The sequence below is a fragment of the Stenotrophomonas sp. Iso1 genome, assembly GCF_027497995.1.
Classification (GTDB): domain Bacteria; phylum Pseudomonadota; class Gammaproteobacteria; order Xanthomonadales; family Xanthomonadaceae; genus Stenotrophomonas.
This window is the reverse complement of the sequence record NZ_JAODBT010000001.1, coordinates 236099-254984: the sequence shown is the minus strand read 5'-3', so window position 1 is coordinate 254984 and position 18886 is coordinate 236099. Positions and strand designations below refer to the sequence as shown.

The following is an 18886-nucleotide window of genomic DNA, read 5'->3' as shown; positions in this document are numbered from 1 at the left end:
TTTTACGACACCGCGCGCGTCCTTCCCCGAATGCAGGCTGCAGACTCAGCCCCGCTGCGCACGCGCGTAGCGGACACGGCCCGGGGCCCATGCCGCAACGGCCCCGATCAGCCCCCACGCAGCACCCAGGCGGTGCGCCAGAGTGACGACGGCAAAGCCATCCCAGCGGCTGCCGTAACGCCATTCATAGGCCAGTTTGAGCGCCACCAACAGCAGCAACGCCCACGCGATGACCCCGCCACGCCGCAGCAGCACCATGACCAGCAAGCCATGTAGCAGCCCGGACAGGCCGGCGTACCACTGCAAGGTGAGGTCGAGCTGGAGCAAGGTCAGCGACAGCAGCGGCATGCCGATCAGCGCGGCTGCGGCAATGCTGACGAGCATCCGCTGGCGCCAGGCCAGCGCCACGGTAACCGCCAGCGCCGCCAGGTTCACCACTGCATGGGTCGTGTCCAGGTGCATCAGGTGGCCACTCCACAGCCGCCACCATTGCCCTTGCGCCAGCGCAGCACGGTCTAGCACAAGTGCTGCCGCAGCCGCCGGCCAGCGCAGGGCTACCGCACTGGCCAGAACCGCCGGCAACAGGATCAGCGACGACGCAACAGCAGCGCGGCGCCGGCCAGCAACAAGGCCAGTTCCCACCACTGCGTACTCCCGCCACCACCTCGGCGCCACTCGCCACCAGAACGACGATCCACCAGCTTCACTTGGCCTTCCTCGCGTGCGCGCACCGCGAAATCCGCAATGGATTTATCCAGATTACTGGTCATGGCGTTCATCGCCACGCTGAAACTCTCACCAGCCAGACGCGCCTGGATTTGATCCACGCGCACGGCGGTGGAACCGGCGTCGCGCTGGTCGGTGCCAGGCGCACGGAACAACAGCGTGCGGGTCTTCACGTCGAACACCGAGGTGTCCACAAAGGTGCTGACCTGGTTGCTGTTGCCGTGGATGGTATAGGCGCCGACCAGCGTCCAGTACAGCAGCGATGCCGCGTTCTGGTCGGTACGGACGATCTGGTCGTAGGACACCAATGCGACCAGATCCACGCCATACATGCGCGCGACCTGCTCAAGGTTGTCAAAGCCACCCTTGGGGCGCAGGTAGCCGTCCGGGATGACTTCGATGCGTTCAATGAACGGCTGCGCACGGAATGCCTGCCGCACCTTCTCCAGCAACGCGCTGCGATCAGCGGCGCTGACGCCTACCGGGTCGTTGTGCGAAGGCACGAATACCAGGCCCACGCGCGCCGGCAACCGCACCTGCGGCACCCCACCTTCGGTGGCCGGTTCGAACGTCTCGCCAGTCGGATACAAGTAATCCACCACACTGCTGGAAACACCACGGCGCTGGCTACCTTCCCCGAACAAGGTGGCGCAACCGCCCAGCAGCAGCGTCACTGCAGCCGCTACGATCCAGGCCACGGGCCTGACAGGACGCGCACGTTTTGCGCTGCTCGCCACCTGCTTCTTCAATTCCATATGTCGCCTGTCTCCCTGTGTGGCTCGATGCCGGCACTATACATACCCCTGCCGCAATGGCTGGAGTGCCTTACCCCAGCAGCGCGGTTGCCGCCTGCGCGGCCTGCGCACGCAATTCGGGAATGGCCAGGCTCTCCCACAACCGGCCAATACGCAGGCTGCCAAGCACCTGCACGCGCGGCTCAACGACGCCATCAGCATCGAGCAGGCTGCCATCGGCGGCGCTGTCGATGCCCATGCCGTGCGGGCCCGGACGTGCGATACCACTGCCCAGCAACTGCTGCAGCAACACATTGCGCATGGCCTGCGCACGCATCTCCACGCCGGTGGCGTTGATGACGTACTGCACGTCCAACTGGAATGGATGACGGCGTTTGTCGAACGCGGTGAGTTGCACGCAGGCGCCATCAGCAAAAGCGGTTTCCAGGCGGCCACGGTGCAGCTGCAGTTGCCCTTGTTGTTGCAGTTCCATCAGCTGCGCGTGCACTGAGGCGGCAATCCGGTGACGGTGCACGTCCCAATAGCGCACCACATGCCGCAGGAAACGACGCTGATCATCGAAGCTCAACGTCTGCCACAGCGTCTGCCCCATCGGACGAATGCGCTCCATCACGTTCTGCCACGGAATGCCACGCTCGGCGGCCTGTGCCGCGTGCTGACGCAACGCGTGCAGGCGCTGGCGCAGATCCATTTTCAACAGCGGCTCGGTGTCGTAGTCAGCCGCCGGCCCCTTGGCATGCGGCAGCGGCAGCAGCGCATGACGCGACAACACATGGATACGCCCGCGATGGCCGGTCGCCACCAGCGACACCACGGTGTCGGCCATGCTCAGGCCGGAACCGACAATGGCCACATCGGCATTGGCGGCGATGCCATGCACTGCGTCGAAATCCCAGGCTTCCACACGCTTGCCGTCCGGCAGCGTGCCAGCGCCGCGCGCGGGCAGCGGGCGCAGCGCATTGCCCGAGGCCAACACCACGCGGCGCGCCTGCAACGGCTGGCCAGAGGCCAGCGTCAGTTGGAAACCGGCCGTGTCGCGGTCCAATGCCTGCACACGCTCGGCACGGATCTCCAATTGTGCGCGGCTGGCCTCCACCGCCTGCTGCAGACGAAGGCGCAGGTAGTCGGCAAAGTGACTGCGCGGCACGAAGTGCGTTGCCAGAATGTCGCGATCAACGCCCGGGAAGGCCTGCACTTCCAGCAGGTAATCGAGAAAATCCTCGACCTTGTCAGGGAAGCCGCCCATCTTGCCGGCCGGCACGTTGAGCAGGTGTTCGGGGTAGGTGGTGGCATACGCCACGCCACGCCCCAGTGGCAGCGACGGCTCCAGGATCAGCACACGCAGCGGTTGTTGCGCACCGCGCAGCACGCCAATGGCAGTAAGGACGCCGGCGGCACCGCCGCCGATGATGGCCACATCACACGGCCCGGAGTTATCAATCACGCTCATTGGCCCGATTGTAGGCGATGCCACGTAATTACCTGATGCCCCTGGCGCATGAGCTCATGGGCGATGCGCCGCTGCTTTTTCACACCGCTGAAACACAAAACCCGCCTTTCGGCGGGTTTTGTGCGACACGGTAAGCCAAACAATCCGCAGGCGGATTACTTGATCTTGCCTTCCTTGTAGAGGACGTGCTTACGCACAACCGGATCGTACTTGGAGAATTCCATCTTCCCCGGGGTGTTCTTCTTGTTCTTGTCGGTCGTGTAGAAGTGACCGGTACCAGCGGTCGAAATCATACGGACCTTATCGCGCTTGCCTGCCATGATTGTCTACTCCTCAGACCTTTTCGCCGCGCGCACGCAGCTCAGCCAGAACGGAATCAATGCCGTTCTTGTCGATGGTGCGCAGTGCATGCGCGGAAACACGAAGCTTGACCCAGCGGTTCTCGCTGGCAACCCAGAAACGGCGCTCGTGCAGGTTGGGCAGGAAACGACGACGGGTCTTGTTGTTGGCGTGCGAGACGTTGTTACCCGTCTGCACTCCCTTGCCGGAAACTTGGCATACGCGGGACATTGCGCACCTCGGTAATGTTGATGACTTCCTTAGCCAGGAAGACGGCGGCCCCGGCGGTTACCCGCCACGCGTCATGGGAATCAAAGGGTTACGCTGTCGAGGGTGGGCCGAATGACGTGTTCCCGGCCACCGATCCGGAGGTTTCCGGACACAGCGAGCCGGCAATTATGCAAGCGAGCGGCCCTCAGTGCAAATCCCGCCCCTCGGAGGGCTCATTCAGGGGCGAATGACAGGGTCCGGCGCCAGCGCAGCGGGGTAGTGGCGCGGGCCGGGTCGGGCGGGAACAGGCTCATGTAACCGGCGGCGATGGCCCGTTCACGCAGCCGTTCACCCACACCCTCGGCCACTTCGACGTCCACATGGGTGACCTTGCCCTGCGGGTCCACGTCCATCGCCCAGACCAACCGGCCAACCCACTGCTCCGCCGGGATCGAGGCGTCGTAGTTGGGGCGCCCGGCCACATAAGGGGCCGACAGCTCCCGATACTGCGGCGAATCCTCGATGCGGTGATCGACCCGGATCTGCGCCGAGTGTTCACGGCCATCGCCGAGCACGGCGCGCACCGTCCATTCACCCGGCGCGCCATCCTTGCCCAGATCAGCGGGATAGCAGCGCTTGGTACCTTGGTAATCGGCATGTTGCTGCAGCGATACACGCTTGCCCTGCGCGTCGAGCAGCTCAAGCTGCAACCCGCCTACCTCGGTGGGTTTGGCATTGGCGGCGACGCAGATTTGATGGTCATGTCCGCCCTCGGTGACGAACTGCCGGGTCTGCTGCCGGGCGAGCGAATCAGCCGATGGCTTGGACCACAGGAACTCGATGTAGATGTCGGTGTCTTCGGCCGCAACATTGCCACTGAACACCGCCATCAGCCCCGCTGCCAGAACAACCTGCCGTGCCTTCATGGCCGCTCTCCCTGAATGTGCCGCTCCAAACTCTAAAAGCTGGGGACAGCAAGCATCAAGTCATGAGCGACTACGAGGCGTGGGCAACCTTGTTCAGCTGCAGCTCGCGCCATGCAGCACGGGCCACGCGCCAGGCCGAGCGCAGGAACAACAGCAGCAAGACCACGCCGATCAGCAGGTCCGGCCAGCCGGCGCCGAATGCCCAGACCGCCGCTGCGGCGAGGATCACCGCACCGCCCTCGTATACGTCATTCAGTGAGCACGCCCACGCCGAGGCGAGATTGATATCACCCTGCCGGTACGGCCAGAGCAAGCGCAGGCACAGCAGGTTGGCGGCCAGATTCAGCAACGCGGCAGCGCCCATGCTCTCGAACAGCGGCAGATGCGGGTGAGCCAGCTTCCAGCCGATGCCCACCGCCACGGCGATGGCCGCGCACAGGATGAACAAGGCTTTGAGCATCGCCACGCGTGCCTTGGCGGCAAGGCTGGCGCCCACCACCGCGATGCTGAGTGCATAGGTCAGCACGTCGCCGAGGTTATCCAGGCTGCCGGACAACAACGAGGCCGAGCCACTGTGCCAGGCGGCGAACATCATCATCACGAACGTGACCAGATTAATCGCCAACACCTGGTACAGCACACGCCGTTGCCGCGCCTGCATACGCTCGACTTCCAGGGTTTTGCCGCAGCCGCAACACTCGCTCATGGTGGGTCCGATCTCTGTTGGCCGGGGTATTGTCGCGCTGGAATGGGTGGGGTGCAGCAGGTGCGAAGACTAAATTTTCGGAGCTGAAGCTTGCCCTCACCCCAACCCCTCTCCCGCATGCGGGAGAGGGGCTAACAGCCGGCGGCCTCGCTGGCTGTTAAGCCTTGCGATGCAGCCAGCGGTACAGCACCGGCAGCAGCAGCAAGGTCAACAACGTCGAGGAGACAATGCCGCCAATCACCACGGTCGCCAGTGGCCGCTGCACTTCCGAACCGGCACCGACATTGAACGCCATCGGTACAAAGCCCAGCGATGCCACCAGCGCCGTCATCAACACCGGTCGCAGGCGGCCCAATGCGCCTTCGCGCACGGCGACATCCAACGGCCGCCCGATCTCACGCAGGTGGCGCACGAAACTGATCATCACCAATCCGTTGAGCACTGCCACACCGGACAACGCAATGAAGCCCACGCCTGCCGAAATCGACAAGGGAATGCCACGTGCGGCCAACGCCAGTACGCCGCCGGTCAACGCCAACGGCACGCCGCTGAACACGATGGCCGCATCACGCATCGAGCCAAACGCCCAGAACAGCAGCGCGAAGATCAACAACAAGGTCACCGGCACCACCACCGCCAAGCGCTGGCTGGCTGAGATGAGCTGCTCGAAGCTGCCGCCATATTCCACCCAGTAACCCGGTGGCACTTTCACCTGTTCGTCCACCGCGCGTTGCAGATCGGCGACGAAACCACCCAGGTCACGATCACGCACGTTGGCCGTGACCACGATGCGACGCTTGCCGTTGTCGCGGTTGATCTGGTTCGGCCCTTCACTGCTTTCGATGCGGGCCAGTTCGCGCAATGGCACGGTACGCGCATCACCACTGCGCCAACCACCCGCGCGGCTGGATTCATCGGCACTGTCCTGCGCCAATGCAGGCTCCAACGACACCGGCAGGTCCGCCAATGCCGCCGGGTCCTGGCGGATTGCTTCCGGCAGGCGCACGACGATGTCGAAGCGTCGGTCACCTTCAAACAGCTGTCCCGCCACACGCCCACCCACGGCGGTTGAAACGGTGGACTGCAATTGCCCCGGGTTGAGGCCGTAACCGGCCAGCGCGGCACGGTCCGGCGTGACGGTCAACAGCGGCAAACCGCTGGTTTCCTCCAGCCGTACGTCGGCCGCTCCCGGCACCGCCGATGCAACGCTCGCAATGCGCTGACCCACCTGCGCCAACGTCTCCATGTCATCGCCGAACAGCATTACCGCCACGTCTGCACGCACGCCGGAGATCAACTCGTTCATGCGCATCTGGATTGGCTGGGTGAACTCGTAGTTGTTGCCCGGCAGTTCTTCCACCGCAGCTTCCAGTTCGGCCAGCAACTGCACGCGTGGCTTGCGTGGGTCAGGCCACTGTTTGCGCGGCTTCGTCATGATGAAAGTGTCAGCCACCGACGGCGGCATCGGATCGGAAGCGACCTCCGGCGTGCCGATCTTGGAGAACACTTTGTCCACCTCGGCGAACTGCAGCAGCCGTGATTCCACTTGCTTCTGCATCGCCACCGACTGGGTCAGACTGGTGCCGGGGATGCGCATCGCGTGCATGGCGATGTCGCCTTCATCCAGGTTGGGCACGAACTCGCTGCCCAGCCGTGTGGCAAGCACACCACAGACCACCACCAGCAGCGCTGCAGCGGCCACGGCCCAGCGCCCGTGTCGCAGCACGCGATCCAACAATGGCTCGTAGCGCGCACGCAGCCACGCCATCAGCCGGTTCTCTTTCTCCTCCACCCGGCCACCGAGGAACAATGCAATCGCGGCCGGCACAAACGTCAACGCAAGCAGCATCGCACCGGTCAAAGCCAGCACCACGGTGATCGCCATCGGGTGGAACATTTTTCCTTCCACGCCGGTAAGCGCGAAGATCGGCAGGTACACAGCGGTGATGATGCCCAGGCCAAACAGGCTGGGGCGAATTACTTCGGCAGTGGCGCTGGCGGTTTCAGTGAAGCGCTCCTCGCGCGTCATTGCCCGACCCAACGCATGTGTGCGTTCGCCGAAGCGACGCAGGCAGTTTTCGATGATGATCACCGCGCCATCGACGATCAGACCAAAGTCCAACGCGCCCAGGCTCATCAGGTTGGCCGACACACCACCGCGCGCCATACCGGTGAGGGTGAACAACATGGCCAACGGAATCACCGCGGCGGTAATCAGGGCCGCGCGGAAGTTGCCCAGCAGCAGGAACAACACCACGATCACCAGCAACGCGCCTTCCAGCAGGTTCTTGGCAACGGTCTGGATGGTGCGGTCCACCAGCGCGGTGCGGTCATAGCTGGCGGTGACGGTGACGCCTTCAGGCAGGCTGCGTTGCGCCTGTTCCAGCTTGGCGGCAGCGGCCTGCGCCACGTCGCGGCTGTTGGCACCGACCAGCATCACCACCGTGCCCATCACCACTTCATGGCCGTTCTGGGTGGCAGCACCGCTGCGCAGTTCCGGGCCTTCGGCGACCGCTGCAACGTCATGCACATGGATCGGCACACCTTCGCGCCGCGCCAAGACGATGTTGCCAATTTCCGTCAACCCCGCCACCTGCCCCGGCACACGCACCAGGAACTGTTGTCCATTGCGTTCGATATAACCGGCGCCGACGTTCTGGTTGTTGCCTTCCACCGCTTCGGCCACGTCGTCCAGGGTGAAGCCCAGAGCGCGCAATTTGGCCGGATCCGGGGTGATGTGGATCTGCCGCTGGTAGCCGCCAATGGTGTTGACCTCGGTGACACCGGGCACGTTGCGCAGCTGCGGCCGCACCACCCAGTCCTGCAGCGTGCGCAGATCGGTGGCGGTATAGGCCGTGCCATCGGGTTTGCGCGCCTTGGGATCGGCGTCGATGGTGTACATGAAGATTTCGCCCAGGCCGGTGGCGATCGGCCCCAATTGCGGGTCGAGCCCTTCCGGCATCTGCGACTTCACCTGTTGCAGGCGTTCGGCCACCTGCTGACGGGCGAAGTACAGATCCGTGCCGTCCTTGAACACCACGGTCACCTGCGACAAGCCGTAGCGCGACAGCGAACGTACCTGTTCGAGCTTCGGCAAACCGGCCATCACCGTTTCCACCGGATAGGTGATGCGCTGTTCGGTTTCCAACGGCGAGTAGCCATCGGCGGCGGTGTTGATCTGCACCTGTACGTTGGTGATGTCAGGCGTTGCATCGATGGACAGGCGAGTGAAACTCCAGCTGCCCAACGCCACCAGCGCCAGTGTCAACACCATCATCAACCAACGATGCGCGATGGCCGCGCGAATGATGCGCTCAAGCATGACCCGGCCCTCCCTTCATGGCGGCATTGCGATCAATGTTCATGCGAGGCCCCCGCCTTGCCGATATCGGCCTTGACCACGTAGCTCTGCTCGACCACAACCTGCTCGCCAATTTCCAAGCCACTTTTCACTTCGACCTTGGAGGCATCACGCGCACCCAGAATCACCGGGCGCGCGGTGTAGGTTTCGCCGTCGCGCACGAACACCACATCGCGGCCTTCCATGGTCTGCAGTGCCGACAACGGCACTACTTTCTCAGCCGGCTGCATTGCCACCACGATGCGTGCGGTGACCGCTGCACCCGGCCGCCACGAACCGTCGTCGTTGCGCACGGTGGCACGCGCCACCGTGCTCTGGCTGGCCGTGGCGGTACCCGGCAACACGCGTTCCAACGTGGTGCCCTGGCTGACGCCATCGGTCATGCGGGTAACAGTGACCGGCACGCCGGCAGTGATGTGCTGCGTGTCAGCGCCGAAGATATGCAGGTCCACCCATAACTCGGACAGATCCCCGATCTCGAACAGCGGCGTGCCTTCGCCTGCCACCGCGCCAACCTGAGCCTGCCGTGCCAGCACCACACCACTAATGGGCGCGTTGATGCTGTACGTAGTGAGGCTGAGATTACTGTCGATGCTGGCCAACGGCTGGCCCGCACGCACGCGATCACCCACGTTGGCGCGCAACGTCCGGATCGGCCCCGGAAACCGCGCCATCACCTGGGCCACGCGGCCATCCACCGGCGTCAGCAAGCCCTGTACTTCGTGTTCGTCGGCGATGGTGCCGGCCTGTACGGGCGCGCTGATGATGCCGGATTGCTCGGCCAACGCTGCCTTGATGGTCGTCCCGTCCGTCTCGCTCTCGCCTTCCTCATGGCCGTGGCCCGTTTCGTCGTGGCCAGCGTCTTCTTTCTGCGGTGTTGCTGCGTCACCCGGCTTGTCGGTACCGCATGCACTCAGCGTCAAGGTCAGCAGCAGGGCGAGGGTGGCGGTGAAAATAGTGCGGTTCATCGTGCGTTCTCCACAGCAACGGTGACGTCTTCGGTGACCATCGACTGGCCGGTGAGACGCTGGATTTCAATCAGGGCGGTGTGTGCGGCGGTGGCCGAATCCAGCTGCCGCTGGCGCGCCTCGACACGCATGGCCTGCAACTGGGCCCATTCCATGTAACTGGCGGCACCAGCGCGCCAGGCGCGTTCGGCGGCACGCTCAGCCTTCTGCAGTTGCGGCAGCACGTCGCGGTTCATGCGTTCCACTTCCAGTCGCGCGCCGGCATAGCGGCCATGCGCTTCGGCCAACGTGGCGTAAAGCTGCTGCTGCCGTGCCTGGCGCTCGTATGGCAGAAGCGCGAGATTGGCCTCGGCCTCGCGGATTCCCGGCGCGGCGCGGCGGGCACTGCCCAGCGGAATGCTGAAGCCAGCGACCATCGATGTAGCGCTGTCGGCGCGGTTGTTGCGCATACCGACCTGCCAGTTCCAATCGGGCTTGGATGCGGTACGCGCCAATTGCAACTGTGCCTGCCGGATGCGTTGTTCGCCGAGCAGTTCGGCCAACTCCGGTGCGCGCTGCAGTTCATCAGCCAGTACATCGAACGGACGCAGCGCCGGAAGTTGCAATGCATTGCCGGTGACAGCGGTGAAACCGGCCTGCCGCGCGCCCCACAATGCGGCCAGCGACAAGCGTGCCGAAGCAGCTTCCTGAGTGGCGCGGTCGCGGTCCAGTTCGGCCTGGGCCAGCATCGCCTGTGCAGTGAACAGCACCGACTCGGGCGAAGCACCGGCCTGCAGGCGGACACGGGCGGCATCCACGGCGCGACGCCGTTGTTCGATATCGACCCGGGCGATATCCAGTGCGCCCTGCGCGCGAGCAACGTCCAGATACCGTCGTGCCGCTTCTGCCAGCAGGTCCAGTCGCGCCGTGGCACGCTGCGGCGCCAGTGCATCAATGCCGGCCTGCGCAAGCAGGCGGCGTGCGTCCAGCTTGCCGCCGCGTTCGAGCACGCCGGACAGGCTCACGGTGGCTTCGGCGCCCTGCACGCCACGGACATCACCGCTACCGAGCAGATTTTCCAGTTCGACACCCACTTCCATCGGCGGCCGCAGCGAAGCCGCGTCGCGGCGTGCGTCCAGCACCGGGCGCTGTGCATCGACCAGACGCAGGTCGGGATGATCAAGGGCGACGCGGGCGATGGCCGCATCAAGGGTCAACGGTACAGCGGGCACAGGTTCCTGCGCGTACACGCGCGGAGCCAGCGCAAAGGCGGCAATCGCCACCAGACGCATCCACATGGGGAATCTCCAGATAACAGTTATAGACGTGGGCAGCCGGCCAGTGGCCGGGACGTCAGGCGGCTATCGGGGGGCGGAACAGACTCTCGGCGGGCTGCGAAGCCAACTGCGACGTCAAAGCGACGCGGGCATGCTGGACCGGCGGTGGTGACAGCTGCCACGCTGGTGTGAACAGCGGCAATACGCCGCCGTGACCGTGGCAATCCACGCAATGCACCAACGCATGCAACAACGCGTTGGCGGCATCTTCCGCGTCTGGAGCGGCCGCCAATGCGGCGTCGTCGTGATCATGCACGCCAACACCGATATCGGTGTGCGACAGCATGTGGATATCGGTCAATGCCGATGCCAGCGACGTACCGAACACGCCCAAGCCAACCAACGCCAGCATCAGCAGGCGCAGCAGGTATAGACGGCGGTGGCGCAGGGAACGCGGCATGGTGCGCAGACTAGCGGGTGCGGCAGGGGTTACACAATCGCAAGGAACGGCAAAGCTGAATGCTGAGGCCTTATTGGCTATGCAATTGCCAGCGCACAGGAAAGACTCCCCTCATCCGCCCTGCGGGCACCTTCTCCCGTACACGGGAGAAGGGAGAGTTGCCGGCTTCTGTAGCAGCACTGATTTCTGCAGCAGCACTAGTTTCTGCAGCAGCACTGGTTTCTGCAACAGCGCTGGCTTCTATAGCAGCACTAACTTCTGCAACATCAATGACCTCTGTAGCAGCGCTGGCTTCTGCAACAGCGCTGGCACCTGCGAGCAGATCGCGCCGTCCCTTCTCCCGCGTGCGGGAGAAGGTGCCCGTAGGGCGGATGAGGGCGCTTCTGCCTATCCCGTTTACTTCGCGCGCTTGCGCTGTTCGATATACGCCTTGACCTGCTGCTCCAGCACCGGCAGCGGTACCGAGCCGAGCTTGAGCACGGTGTCGTGGAAACCCTTGATGTCGAACTTGTCACCCAGTTCCTTCTCGGCCTGTGCACGCAGTTTGACGATGGTGATCTCGCCCAACTTGTAGCTCAGTGCCTGGGCCGGCCACGAAATGTAGCGATCCACTTCGGTGGTGACTTCGTGTTCGCTCAACGCGGTGTGGTCACGCAGATAGGCGATGGCTTGCTCGCGGTCCCAGCCGTAGTGGTGCACGCCGGTGTCGATGACCAGACGCGCGGCACGCCACATTTCGTAGGTCAGCCGGCCGAAGTCTTCGTAGGGCGTCTGGTAGATGCCCATCTCCACGCCCAGCTTTTCGGTGTACAGGCCCCAGCCTTCGCCATAGGCGGAAATGTAGTTGTAGCGGCGGAACTCCGGCTGCTCGCCCTGCTCAGCAGCGAGCGCACCCTGCAGCGCATGACCCGGGTCGGATTCATGCAGGGTGAGTGCCGGCAGGTTGTACAGCGGTCGTGCCGGCAGGTTGTAAGTGTTGAGCCAATACGTGCCCATGCCACCACGGCCCGCGGTCCAGAACGGGGCGATGTCCGGCGGCACCGGTACGATGGTGAAGCGGGCGCGCGGCAACGTCATGTACTTGCCGATCACGCCATCCACGCGCTTGGAAATCCACGCAGCGCGCCACAGCAGTTCGTCCGGGGTCTTGGCGTAGAACTGCGGGTCGGTGCGCAGGAATTCGAGGAAATCGGCAAAGCGGGTCTGCGGGCTTTTCCCGGTGAAACCCACTTTGTCGATGATGGTGTTCATTTCCCGCTGGATGCGGTTGACCTCACTCAGGCCAATGGCGTGGATCTCCTGCGGGCTCAGATCCAGCGTGGTGTATTCGCGGATCTGCTGGCTGTAGAACTCCTTGCCGCCCGGCATCTTCTCGGCGGCCAGGGTAGTGCGCGACTTCGGCACATATTCTTCGCGGTAGAACGTCAGCAGCTTGCCGAAGGCTGGCACCACGCTGCCGCTGATGGCCTGACGGGCGTCGGCCTGCAGCTTCTGCTGTTCTGCCGCCGGAATGCTGGACGGCAGCTTCTTCAGCGGCTCGTACAGCGGTGATTCGGTTGGATCCTTGAGTCCGGCCACGGTCGAAATGGAAACGTCGCGGCCTTCCAGCACCGCGCGCGGCACGCTGAAACCACGCTCAAGGCCCGCGCGCATGTTGACCATCTGCTGGTCGAAATAGCGCGGCACATCATTCAAACGTGCGATGTAGTTGCGGTAGTCGCCCGCGGTCTTCATCTCGCGCCGTGCCATGAAACTCAAGTTCGACCAGAACGAGGAATCCGAGTTGAACGGCATTTCGTAGGTGCGCTGGCGCACTTCGTCAGCCAGGTTCTCGACCTGATACAGGTAGATGGCGTAGTTGATCTGGTTCTCAGCTGACAAGGTCGTCGGGTCGATGGCCTCGAGCTGCGCGAGTACGTCGTCCCATACCTTCAAGCGCGCCTGATGCGCCTGTGCACTCACATCCGGCAGCGTGCTCGCGTTGGCCGGGGCGTCGCTGTCCTCGCTGGCTTCACCGCCGCCGGTCTGGCGCCAGGCCCATTCCTTTTCGTAAATCGCCTTGAACTGCGCATCGGTGTTCTGCACGGCCAATGTGGCCGGGGCTGCCGGCTTGGCGGCAAAAGCGGGAGTGGCACTCAGGCCAAGGGCGAGCAGTAATGCAGCGGTCAACGACGATTTCACGATCAGGATTCCCCGGATGAACAACGATTCATCCCGATCATCGCATTGAACCCATTGGCCGACCTAGACCGAATCGGGCGGCAAATCTGCCGGAAACGCGCCCGGTTTCAGTACTCGGCCCTGTCGCGCTTCCAGCCACGGTGCTTGATGTCCAGGCGCAGGCTGTACAAGGCGGTGAACGCCGGGAACAGGTTCTGGATCACACCCACCGCATCCTGTTTGGCCGAAAACACGAAGTAACTCAGCGTCATCAGGCTTCCCAGCACGCTCATGTACCAGAACAGCCGAGGGATCACTGGCTTGCCGGCGCGGCGCGAGGCAACGAATTGCACCAGCCAGCGGCCGCCAAACATCAGCGCACCGGTCAGGCCAATCAGCTTCCACGGCGACATGTGCACGCCGGTCCACTCCAGCCACGCCAAGGGTTGGTTCATGAAATCCATGCTCAGATTTCCTCCACCGCCGTGCGCTTGCTGCGGACGATCAGCCACGCCACACCACGCAGATCGCGAATACCGACCAGTGCGCGGCCCAGGTTGTTGTACTTGGACACGCCCGCAGTGCGATGACGATGGTTGACCGGCACGCTCACTGTTTTCCAGCCGGCACGCTGCATCAGCGCTGGCAGATAGCGGTGCATATGGTCGAAGTACGGCAGGTCGACGAACGCCTCGCGCTCGAACAGCTTGATGCCGCAACCGGTGTCCGGCGTGTCATCGCGCAGCATGCGCGCGCGGATGGCGTTGGCCCATTTGCTGGCCCAGCGCTTGGAGCCACTGTCCTGGCGGTTGACGCGCCAGCCAGCAAACAGCTTGACCTGATCTTCGGCGGCATCACGCGCGGCCAGCAGCTTGGGAAGGTCGGCCGGGTCGTTCTGCCCATCGCCGTCGAGCGTGGCGATCCACGCTGCACGCGCGGCTTTCACACCCGTACGCACTGCCGTGCTCTGGCCGCTCTGCTGCACATGGTGCAGCACCCGCAGCTCGGGATTGGCCAGCTTCAGCGCCTGCAGCACCTGCAGGGTGTCGTCGCGGGAATTGTCGTCCACATAGACGATCTCGAACGGCAGCCGCCCACGCAGCACGGCGGTGATTTCATTGACCAGGGGCGCGACGTTATCGCGCTCGTTGAAGACGGGGACAACCACCGAAAGGAGGGGTTGGTTCATCGCTGGATCCGTTTGCAGTGCAGGGAAAAAGAACCACGCAATTCCTGGGCACAACGTAGCGGAACGTGATTTCAGGCGCGTGATCAAAAAAAGCTGCGGCGCCATGCCATATCCCCGGTGACAGGTTCGCTTCGATCGACGGGGCCAGTGCCGCGCTGAAAGCAATGATGGCTTGCGCCATGTCACTCCGCAGCGGCGGTGATCGCGTCGATGAAGTGTCCAGCTCCACGGGGGGTATGGAGATCGGGGCAGATGCTGGCCTCGACGCTGGGTACAACAGCCCTGCAAGGCTACCGGCCGCGATGTCAGAAACATGTGCAAAAGCGGTGGCGTAGCGGCTTGGTTGATGCATCCACGCGGATGCGGGAGAAACAGAGATGCCTGATTTCATCCCTTCTCCCGTATGCGGGAGAAGGTGCCCCGTGGGGGCGGATGAGCGGCGCTTTTGCTTTTTTAAGCTTGGCGCTCTGCTTCGGATCAGCCGATGGCTTATCCACTTCTTCTGATCTGGACGCCCTCACCCCAACCCCTCTCCCGCAGGCAGGAGAGGAGCTTTCTCCGCCACTTCGTCGTAGACCTTGCCATCGAGGCAAGCATTCAGGATAAGATTTTCGCGTCATGTGACGCCCATGACGGTCTCCCCCGCTGTTTCACTCGCAGGGACGATGGCAGGCCACCCGGCGTGCTCTGCCACCCAAAACGGACTTTCAACCTTGCGCAAGCTCACCTGGCGTTTCCTGTTGCTCACCCTGATTTTCCTGACCGTGTGCCGCGTGGCGCTGTCCCTGTGGTTATGGTCGCGGGTGCAACCGGCCGGCGGGCTGTGGCCGATTCTGCTTGGCGGATGGCGCATCGACCTGAGCCTGTTGGCCATGGTCTGCGCCGTGCCGGCGCTGCTGTCGCCGTGGCTGGGCCATCGGCACTGGCCCACGCGCATCACCGGATGGTGGTACCGGCTGTGGTGGTTGCTGTTCGTGCTGCTGGAAGTGTCCACGCCGCAGTTTCTTCTGGAATACGACACCCGCCCGAACCGGCTTTATGTGGAGTACCTCAACAGTCCGCAGGAGGTCTCGGCGATGCTGTGGCACGGCTACAAGGGCGTGCTACTGCTGGCCACGCTGGCGATGGCATTGTTGGGCTGGGCCGGGTTCCGCTGGCTGCGTGCGCAACGCGATGCCATCTCGCTGAAGCCCTGGCTCCGTGTGGTCGTCACGGCGGTGGCATTCGTGGTGTTGTTCCTGGCCGCGCGCGGCACGCTGGAGCACCGTCCATTGAATGCCTCGAAAGTGGCGTTCAGCGACGATGCGATGGTCAACGCGCTGCCACTGAACTCTCTCTACAACGTCATCCACGCCATCCGTGGCATGACCAACGAGCGCTCAGCCACCGATGTCTACGGCACGATGCCGGAAGCGGACATGCATCAGCTCGTGCGCAGCGCTGCCGGAATGGAAGGTCCAATGCTGGACCCCACGCATCCCAGCGTGCACCTGCAACAGGCCACGGCAACGCCGACCAAACCGCTGAACCTGGTGGTCATCGTGGAGGAAAGCCTGGGCGCGCAGTACATCGGCACCTTGGGCGGGCAGCCGCTGTCACCGCAATTTGATGCGCTTGCCAAGGATGGCTGGCTGCTGGCCCGCGCCTATGCCACCGGCACCCGTTCGGTGCGCGGGTTGGAAGCATTGAGCACGGGCTTTCTGCCCACGCCGGCAGAGGCGGTACTGAAACTTCCGCGCAGCCAGAGCGGCTTTTTCACGCTTGCCGACCTGCTCGGTGAGTTTGGTTACCGCTCCCGCTTTCTCTACGGTGGCGAGGCGCACTTCGACAACATGAAGTCGTTCTTCCTCGGCAATGGTTTTGACGAAGTGATCGACCGGCCCCGCTTTGAAGTGAAGCCGGGCTTCGTCGGCTCGTGGGGTGCGTCAGACGAAGACATGTTCAACGAGCTGCATCACCGTTTGATGCAGGACGATGGCAAACCTCGCTTCACCATGGCTTTCAGCGTCTCCAATCATTCGCCGTGGGAGTACCCGGCTGGACGCATCCAGCCCAGCCAGCCGGCCGCCAGCGTCGAAAACACCGCGCGCTATGCGGATTGGTCGCTTGGGCAGTTCTTCGCCCGCGCCAAACAATCCCCCTATTGGGAAAACACCATTTTCCTGGTCGTGGCCGACCATGATTCGCGCGTGTTCGGTGCCAGCCTCGTTCCCGTGAGGCACTTCCATATTCCTGCCCTGATTCTTGGGCCGGGCGTGCCGGTACAACGCGACGAGCACATCGTGAGCCAGATCGACCTGCCGCCCACGCTGCTGTCGTTGATCGGTATCAGCAGCGCGCACCCGATGCTGGGCGTTGACCTCACCCAGCGCCACCCCGACCGCGCGGTCATGCAGTACGGCGACAACCACGGTTATCTGCAGGGTGATCAGTTGCTGGTGCTGCAGCCACAACAGCCCGCCGAACAATTCCGCTATCAGCGTGACAGCGAGACGCTGACGTCAACCAGCGTGGACCCGACACTGGCCAAACTGGCCTTGGCCCATGCGTTATGGCCCAGTTGGGCTTACACCCAACAGCGCTATACGCTGCCGTCCCGCAGTCTGCAGCCAGCAGCGGCGGTCGTTCCTGGGGACACAGCACCGGCGGGGAACTAGTCGGCACAACGTCAAAAGCAAATGCGTGGCTCAGACGGATGAGCTGGCGCCGGTTTGCTCATCACTCCCGCGCTGGCGGGAATGATGAACGAATAAAGCCAAACCTAAACCGATCAGGCATCCGCGCCAAAGTATTCACGGCACCACGCCACCACCGGTGGCAGGCCGGCCTCGATGGGCGTAAGCGGTTCGTAGCCGAACGCGGCCTTGGCGCGGGCGGTATCAGCCATGGTCTGCACCATGTCGCCCGGCTGCATCGGCTTGTAGACCTTCTGCGCAGGGCGCCCAGCCGCCGTGGCGATGACGTCGATGAAGTGCTCCAGCTCCACCGGCGTGTGATTGCCGAGGTTGAACAGCTGATGCGGCGTGGCCTCGGTGCTGGGATGCGACAGCGCGCCGAGAATGCCGGCCACGATGTCAGAAACATGCGTGAAATCGCGGCGCATGTGGCCGTCATTGAACACATCAATGCTGCGCCCGGCCAGCACCGCACGCGAGAACAGCAACGGCGCCATATCCGGCCGACCCCACGGGCCGTACACGGTGAAGAAGCGCAGGCCAGTGGCACGCAAGCCGTACAACTGCGCGTAGGTGTGAGCCATCAACTCATTGGCGGCCTTGGTGGCGGCATACAACGAGCGCGGCTGGTCCACACGCTGGTCTTCGGAAAATGGTGGTGTGGCCGAATCGCCATAGACCGAACTGCTGGAGGCATACACCAGGTGCTGCACCCCTCGGTGGCGACACAACTCCAGCATGTTGACGAAGCCGACCAGATTGCTTTCGACGTAAGCGTGCGGATTCTCCAGTGAATACCGCACGCCTGCCTGCGCGGCCAGGTGGATCACCCGCGTCGGCTGGACCTCGTCGAACAACGCGGCCAGGCCGTCGCGGTCGGTGAGGTCCAGCGCGCGGATATCCACCTGCGGGCACAGCGCAGCCACGCGGTCGCGCTTGAGCTGTGGGTCGTAATAATCGTTGTAGTTGTCCAGCCCGACCACATGCTCACCGCGTGCGGCCAGCGCTTTGCAGGTGTAGGCGCCAATGAAACCGGCGGCGCCGGTGACGAGAAGGGTCATCTAAACATTTCCTGTCGTGCGCCTCGCCCGGATTCTGCGCCGGGCTGGAGATGTTGCCAAAATGCGGGCGGCGGTGTGTTCCGATGCCAAGCTTCTGCTTCATCCACCACCGATACAACGCCACGGCGACCAGCATGGCAAGGGACTTCAACCTTGCCCAGTGCCGTTCCATACGCCTAGCCGCAGATGCCGCGGCAACACGGGGCCACCGCGTGCCGATCACTCGCTGATTCAAGCCAAAAGCGGGCTGTCCGCAGGCGCCTTGATTGAACGGCCGCACCCACAACGCGCGACCGCCCAATACCTACCTCGATGCCTCACCACATGGTGAGCGGCTTTTCCTTGGCCAAGGTGTCTTTGCGTTCCTTGCTGAACGCCCACCACGGCTGCGGCGCCTCGCCACCCATGAAGCGGACGATGGACAGAAACACATCGATCACGCAGAGGTCGTGCACCACGCCGGTCTTCAGACACAGCTGGGCGTACATGTCGTATGGATCGCGCCCACGCAGATGCGCCGGGACACGGATTCCAATCAGACGGAGATCTTTCTCACAGGCCGGCCCGACATTCGGCAGGTCGGTCAGACGCAACAGATGGTTGCGGTCGACCTTGGTGGGGTTCATTGACTTGCAGGCACCTCA

17 protein-coding genes are annotated in these 18886 nt (G+C 63.6%); 1 reads left to right on the top strand and 16 read right to left on the bottom strand.

Features of this window, described 5'->3' with window-relative positions; all coding sequences use genetic code 11:
- Nucleotides 1-45: 45 nt before the first annotated feature.
- From rrtA to PAN08_RS00830, 14 genes are all read right to left on the bottom strand, one after another.
- Nucleotides 46-642, bottom strand: a complete 597-nt coding sequence (gene rrtA / locus PAN08_RS00895) for a rhombosortase (protein ID WP_269789674.1) — start codon at nt 640-642, stop codon at nt 46-48.
- Nucleotides 588-1481 (bottom strand): rhombotarget lipoprotein, encoded by an 894-nt coding sequence (gene rhlP, locus PAN08_RS00890; RefSeq protein WP_269789673.1) that lies wholly within the window; start codon nt 1479-1481, stop codon nt 588-590. Before rhlP ends, rrtA begins: the two co-directional genes overlap by 55 nt.
- Nucleotides 1482-1551: 70 nt before the next feature.
- A complete protein-coding gene (locus PAN08_RS00885; protein WP_269789672.1) occupies nt 1552-2931 on the bottom strand; it encodes an FAD/NAD(P)-binding protein in 1380 nt (459 codons plus the stop codon).
- Between the two features lie 155 nt (nt 2932-3086).
- On the bottom strand, nt 3087-3254 hold the full coding sequence (gene rpmG, locus PAN08_RS00880) for a 50S ribosomal protein L33 (RefSeq protein WP_211261969.1): 168 nt from the start codon (nt 3252-3254) through the stop codon (nt 3087-3089).
- Nucleotides 3255-3264: 10 nt separating this feature from the next.
- On the bottom strand, nt 3265-3501 hold the full coding sequence (gene rpmB, locus PAN08_RS00875) for a 50S ribosomal protein L28 (RefSeq protein WP_057505668.1): 237 nt from the start codon (nt 3499-3501) through the stop codon (nt 3265-3267).
- 212 nt (nt 3502-3713) lie between these two features.
- A complete protein-coding gene (locus PAN08_RS00870; RefSeq protein ID WP_269789671.1) occupies nt 3714-4406 on the bottom strand; it encodes a hypothetical protein in 693 nt (230 codons plus the stop codon).
- A 70-nt stretch (nt 4407-4476) separates the two neighbouring features.
- Nucleotides 4477-5112 (bottom strand): cation transporter, encoded by a 636-nt coding sequence (locus tag PAN08_RS00865; RefSeq protein WP_269789670.1) that lies wholly within the window; start codon nt 5110-5112, stop codon nt 4477-4479.
- Between the two features lie 157 nt (nt 5113-5269).
- Nucleotides 5270-8434, bottom strand: a complete 3165-nt coding sequence (locus PAN08_RS00860) for a CusA/CzcA family heavy metal efflux RND transporter (protein ID WP_269789669.1) — start codon at nt 8432-8434, stop codon at nt 5270-5272.
- 32 nt (nt 8435-8466) lie between these two features.
- Nucleotides 8467-9441 (bottom strand): efflux RND transporter periplasmic adaptor subunit, encoded by a 975-nt coding sequence (locus PAN08_RS00855; RefSeq protein WP_269789668.1) that lies wholly within the window; start codon nt 9439-9441, stop codon nt 8467-8469.
- Complete coding sequence (locus tag PAN08_RS00850; RefSeq protein WP_269789667.1) at nt 9438-10718, bottom strand: TolC family protein; 1281 nt, start codon at nt 10716-10718, stop codon at nt 9438-9440. Before PAN08_RS00850 ends, PAN08_RS00855 begins: the two co-directional genes overlap by 4 nt.
- A 55-nt stretch (nt 10719-10773) precedes the next feature.
- Nucleotides 10774-11157: a hypothetical protein gene (locus PAN08_RS00845; RefSeq protein ID WP_269789666.1), complete on the bottom strand. Its 384-nt coding sequence runs from the start codon at nt 11155-11157 to the stop codon at nt 10774-10776.
- A gap of 396 nt (nt 11158-11553) precedes the next feature.
- Nucleotides 11554-13338, bottom strand: coding sequence for a DUF885 family protein (locus PAN08_RS00840; protein ID WP_269789665.1), 1785 nt, complete (start codon nt 13336-13338; stop codon nt 11554-11556).
- Nucleotides 13339-13445: 107 nt separating this feature from the next.
- Nucleotides 13446-13781 (bottom strand): lipid-A-disaccharide synthase N-terminal domain-containing protein, encoded by a 336-nt coding sequence (locus PAN08_RS00835; RefSeq protein ID WP_269789664.1) that lies wholly within the window; start codon nt 13779-13781, stop codon nt 13446-13448.
- A gap of 2 nt (nt 13782-13783) precedes the next feature.
- Complete coding sequence (locus PAN08_RS00830) at nt 13784-14506, bottom strand: glycosyltransferase family 2 protein (protein WP_269789663.1); 723 nt, start codon at nt 14504-14506, stop codon at nt 13784-13786.
- 713 nt (nt 14507-15219) lie between these two features.
- On the opposite strand from PAN08_RS00830, the gene PAN08_RS00825 reads away from it, so the two are divergent.
- Nucleotides 15220-17163 (top strand): LTA synthase family protein, encoded by a 1944-nt coding sequence (locus PAN08_RS00825; protein ID WP_269789662.1) that lies wholly within the window; start codon nt 15220-15222, stop codon nt 17161-17163.
- 113 nt (nt 17164-17276) lie between these two features.
- Here PAN08_RS00825 and PAN08_RS00820 read toward each other — a convergent pair whose 3' ends face one another.
- Together PAN08_RS00820 and PAN08_RS00815 are read right to left on the bottom strand one after the other, a co-directional pair.
- Nucleotides 17277-18242: an SDR family NAD(P)-dependent oxidoreductase gene (locus tag PAN08_RS00820; protein WP_269789661.1), complete on the bottom strand. Its 966-nt coding sequence runs from the start codon at nt 18240-18242 to the stop codon at nt 17277-17279.
- Between the two features lie 317 nt (nt 18243-18559).
- Entirely contained in the window at nt 18560-18868 is a 309-nt protein-coding gene (locus tag PAN08_RS00815) for a helix-hairpin-helix domain-containing protein (protein ID WP_269789660.1), read from the bottom strand.
- Nucleotides 18869-18886: the final 18 nt, after the last annotated feature.

Bases quoted from the DNA above. Each gene is read 5' to 3' on its own strand.
- rhlP (WP_269789673.1), bottom strand. From the start codon at position 1,481: ATGGAATTGAAGAAGCAGGTGGCGAGCAGCGCAAAACGTGCGCGTCCT.
- PAN08_RS00845 (WP_269789666.1), bottom strand. From the start codon at position 11,157: ATGCCGCGTTCCCTGCGCCACCGCCGTCTATACCTGCTGCGCCTGCTG.
- PAN08_RS00885 (WP_269789672.1), bottom strand. From the start codon at position 2,931: ATGAGCGTGATTGATAACTCCGGGCCGTGTGATGTGGCCATCATCGGC.
- PAN08_RS00855 (WP_269789668.1), bottom strand. From the start codon at position 9,441: ATGAACCGCACTATTTTCACCGCCACCCTCGCCCTGCTGCTGACCTTG.
- PAN08_RS00860 (WP_269789669.1), bottom strand. From the start codon at position 8,434: ATGCTTGAGCGCATCATTCGCGCGGCCATCGCGCATCGTTGGTTGATG.
- PAN08_RS00835 (WP_269789664.1), bottom strand. From the start codon at position 13,781: ATGGATTTCATGAACCAACCCTTGGCGTGGCTGGAGTGGACCGGCGTG.
- PAN08_RS00870 (WP_269789671.1), bottom strand. From the start codon at position 4,406: ATGAAGGCACGGCAGGTTGTTCTGGCAGCGGGGCTGATGGCGGTGTTC.
- PAN08_RS00850 (WP_269789667.1), bottom strand. From the start codon at position 10,718: ATGTGGATGCGTCTGGTGGCGATTGCCGCCTTTGCGCTGGCTCCGCGC.
- PAN08_RS00865 (WP_269789670.1), bottom strand. From the start codon at position 5,112: ATGAGCGAGTGTTGCGGCTGCGGCAAAACCCTGGAAGTCGAGCGTATG.
- PAN08_RS00830 (WP_269789663.1), bottom strand. From the start codon at position 14,506: ATGAACCAACCCCTCCTTTCGGTGGTTGTCCCCGTCTTCAACGAGCGC.
- PAN08_RS00820 (WP_269789661.1), bottom strand. From the start codon at position 18,242: ATGACCCTTCTCGTCACCGGCGCCGCCGGTTTCATTGGCGCCTACACC.
- PAN08_RS00815 (WP_269789660.1), bottom strand. From the start codon at position 18,868: ATGAACCCCACCAAGGTCGACCGCAACCATCTGTTGCGTCTGACCGAC.
- rpmB (WP_057505668.1), bottom strand. From the start codon at position 3,501: ATGTCCCGCGTATGCCAAGTTTCCGGCAAGGGAGTGCAGACGGGTAAC.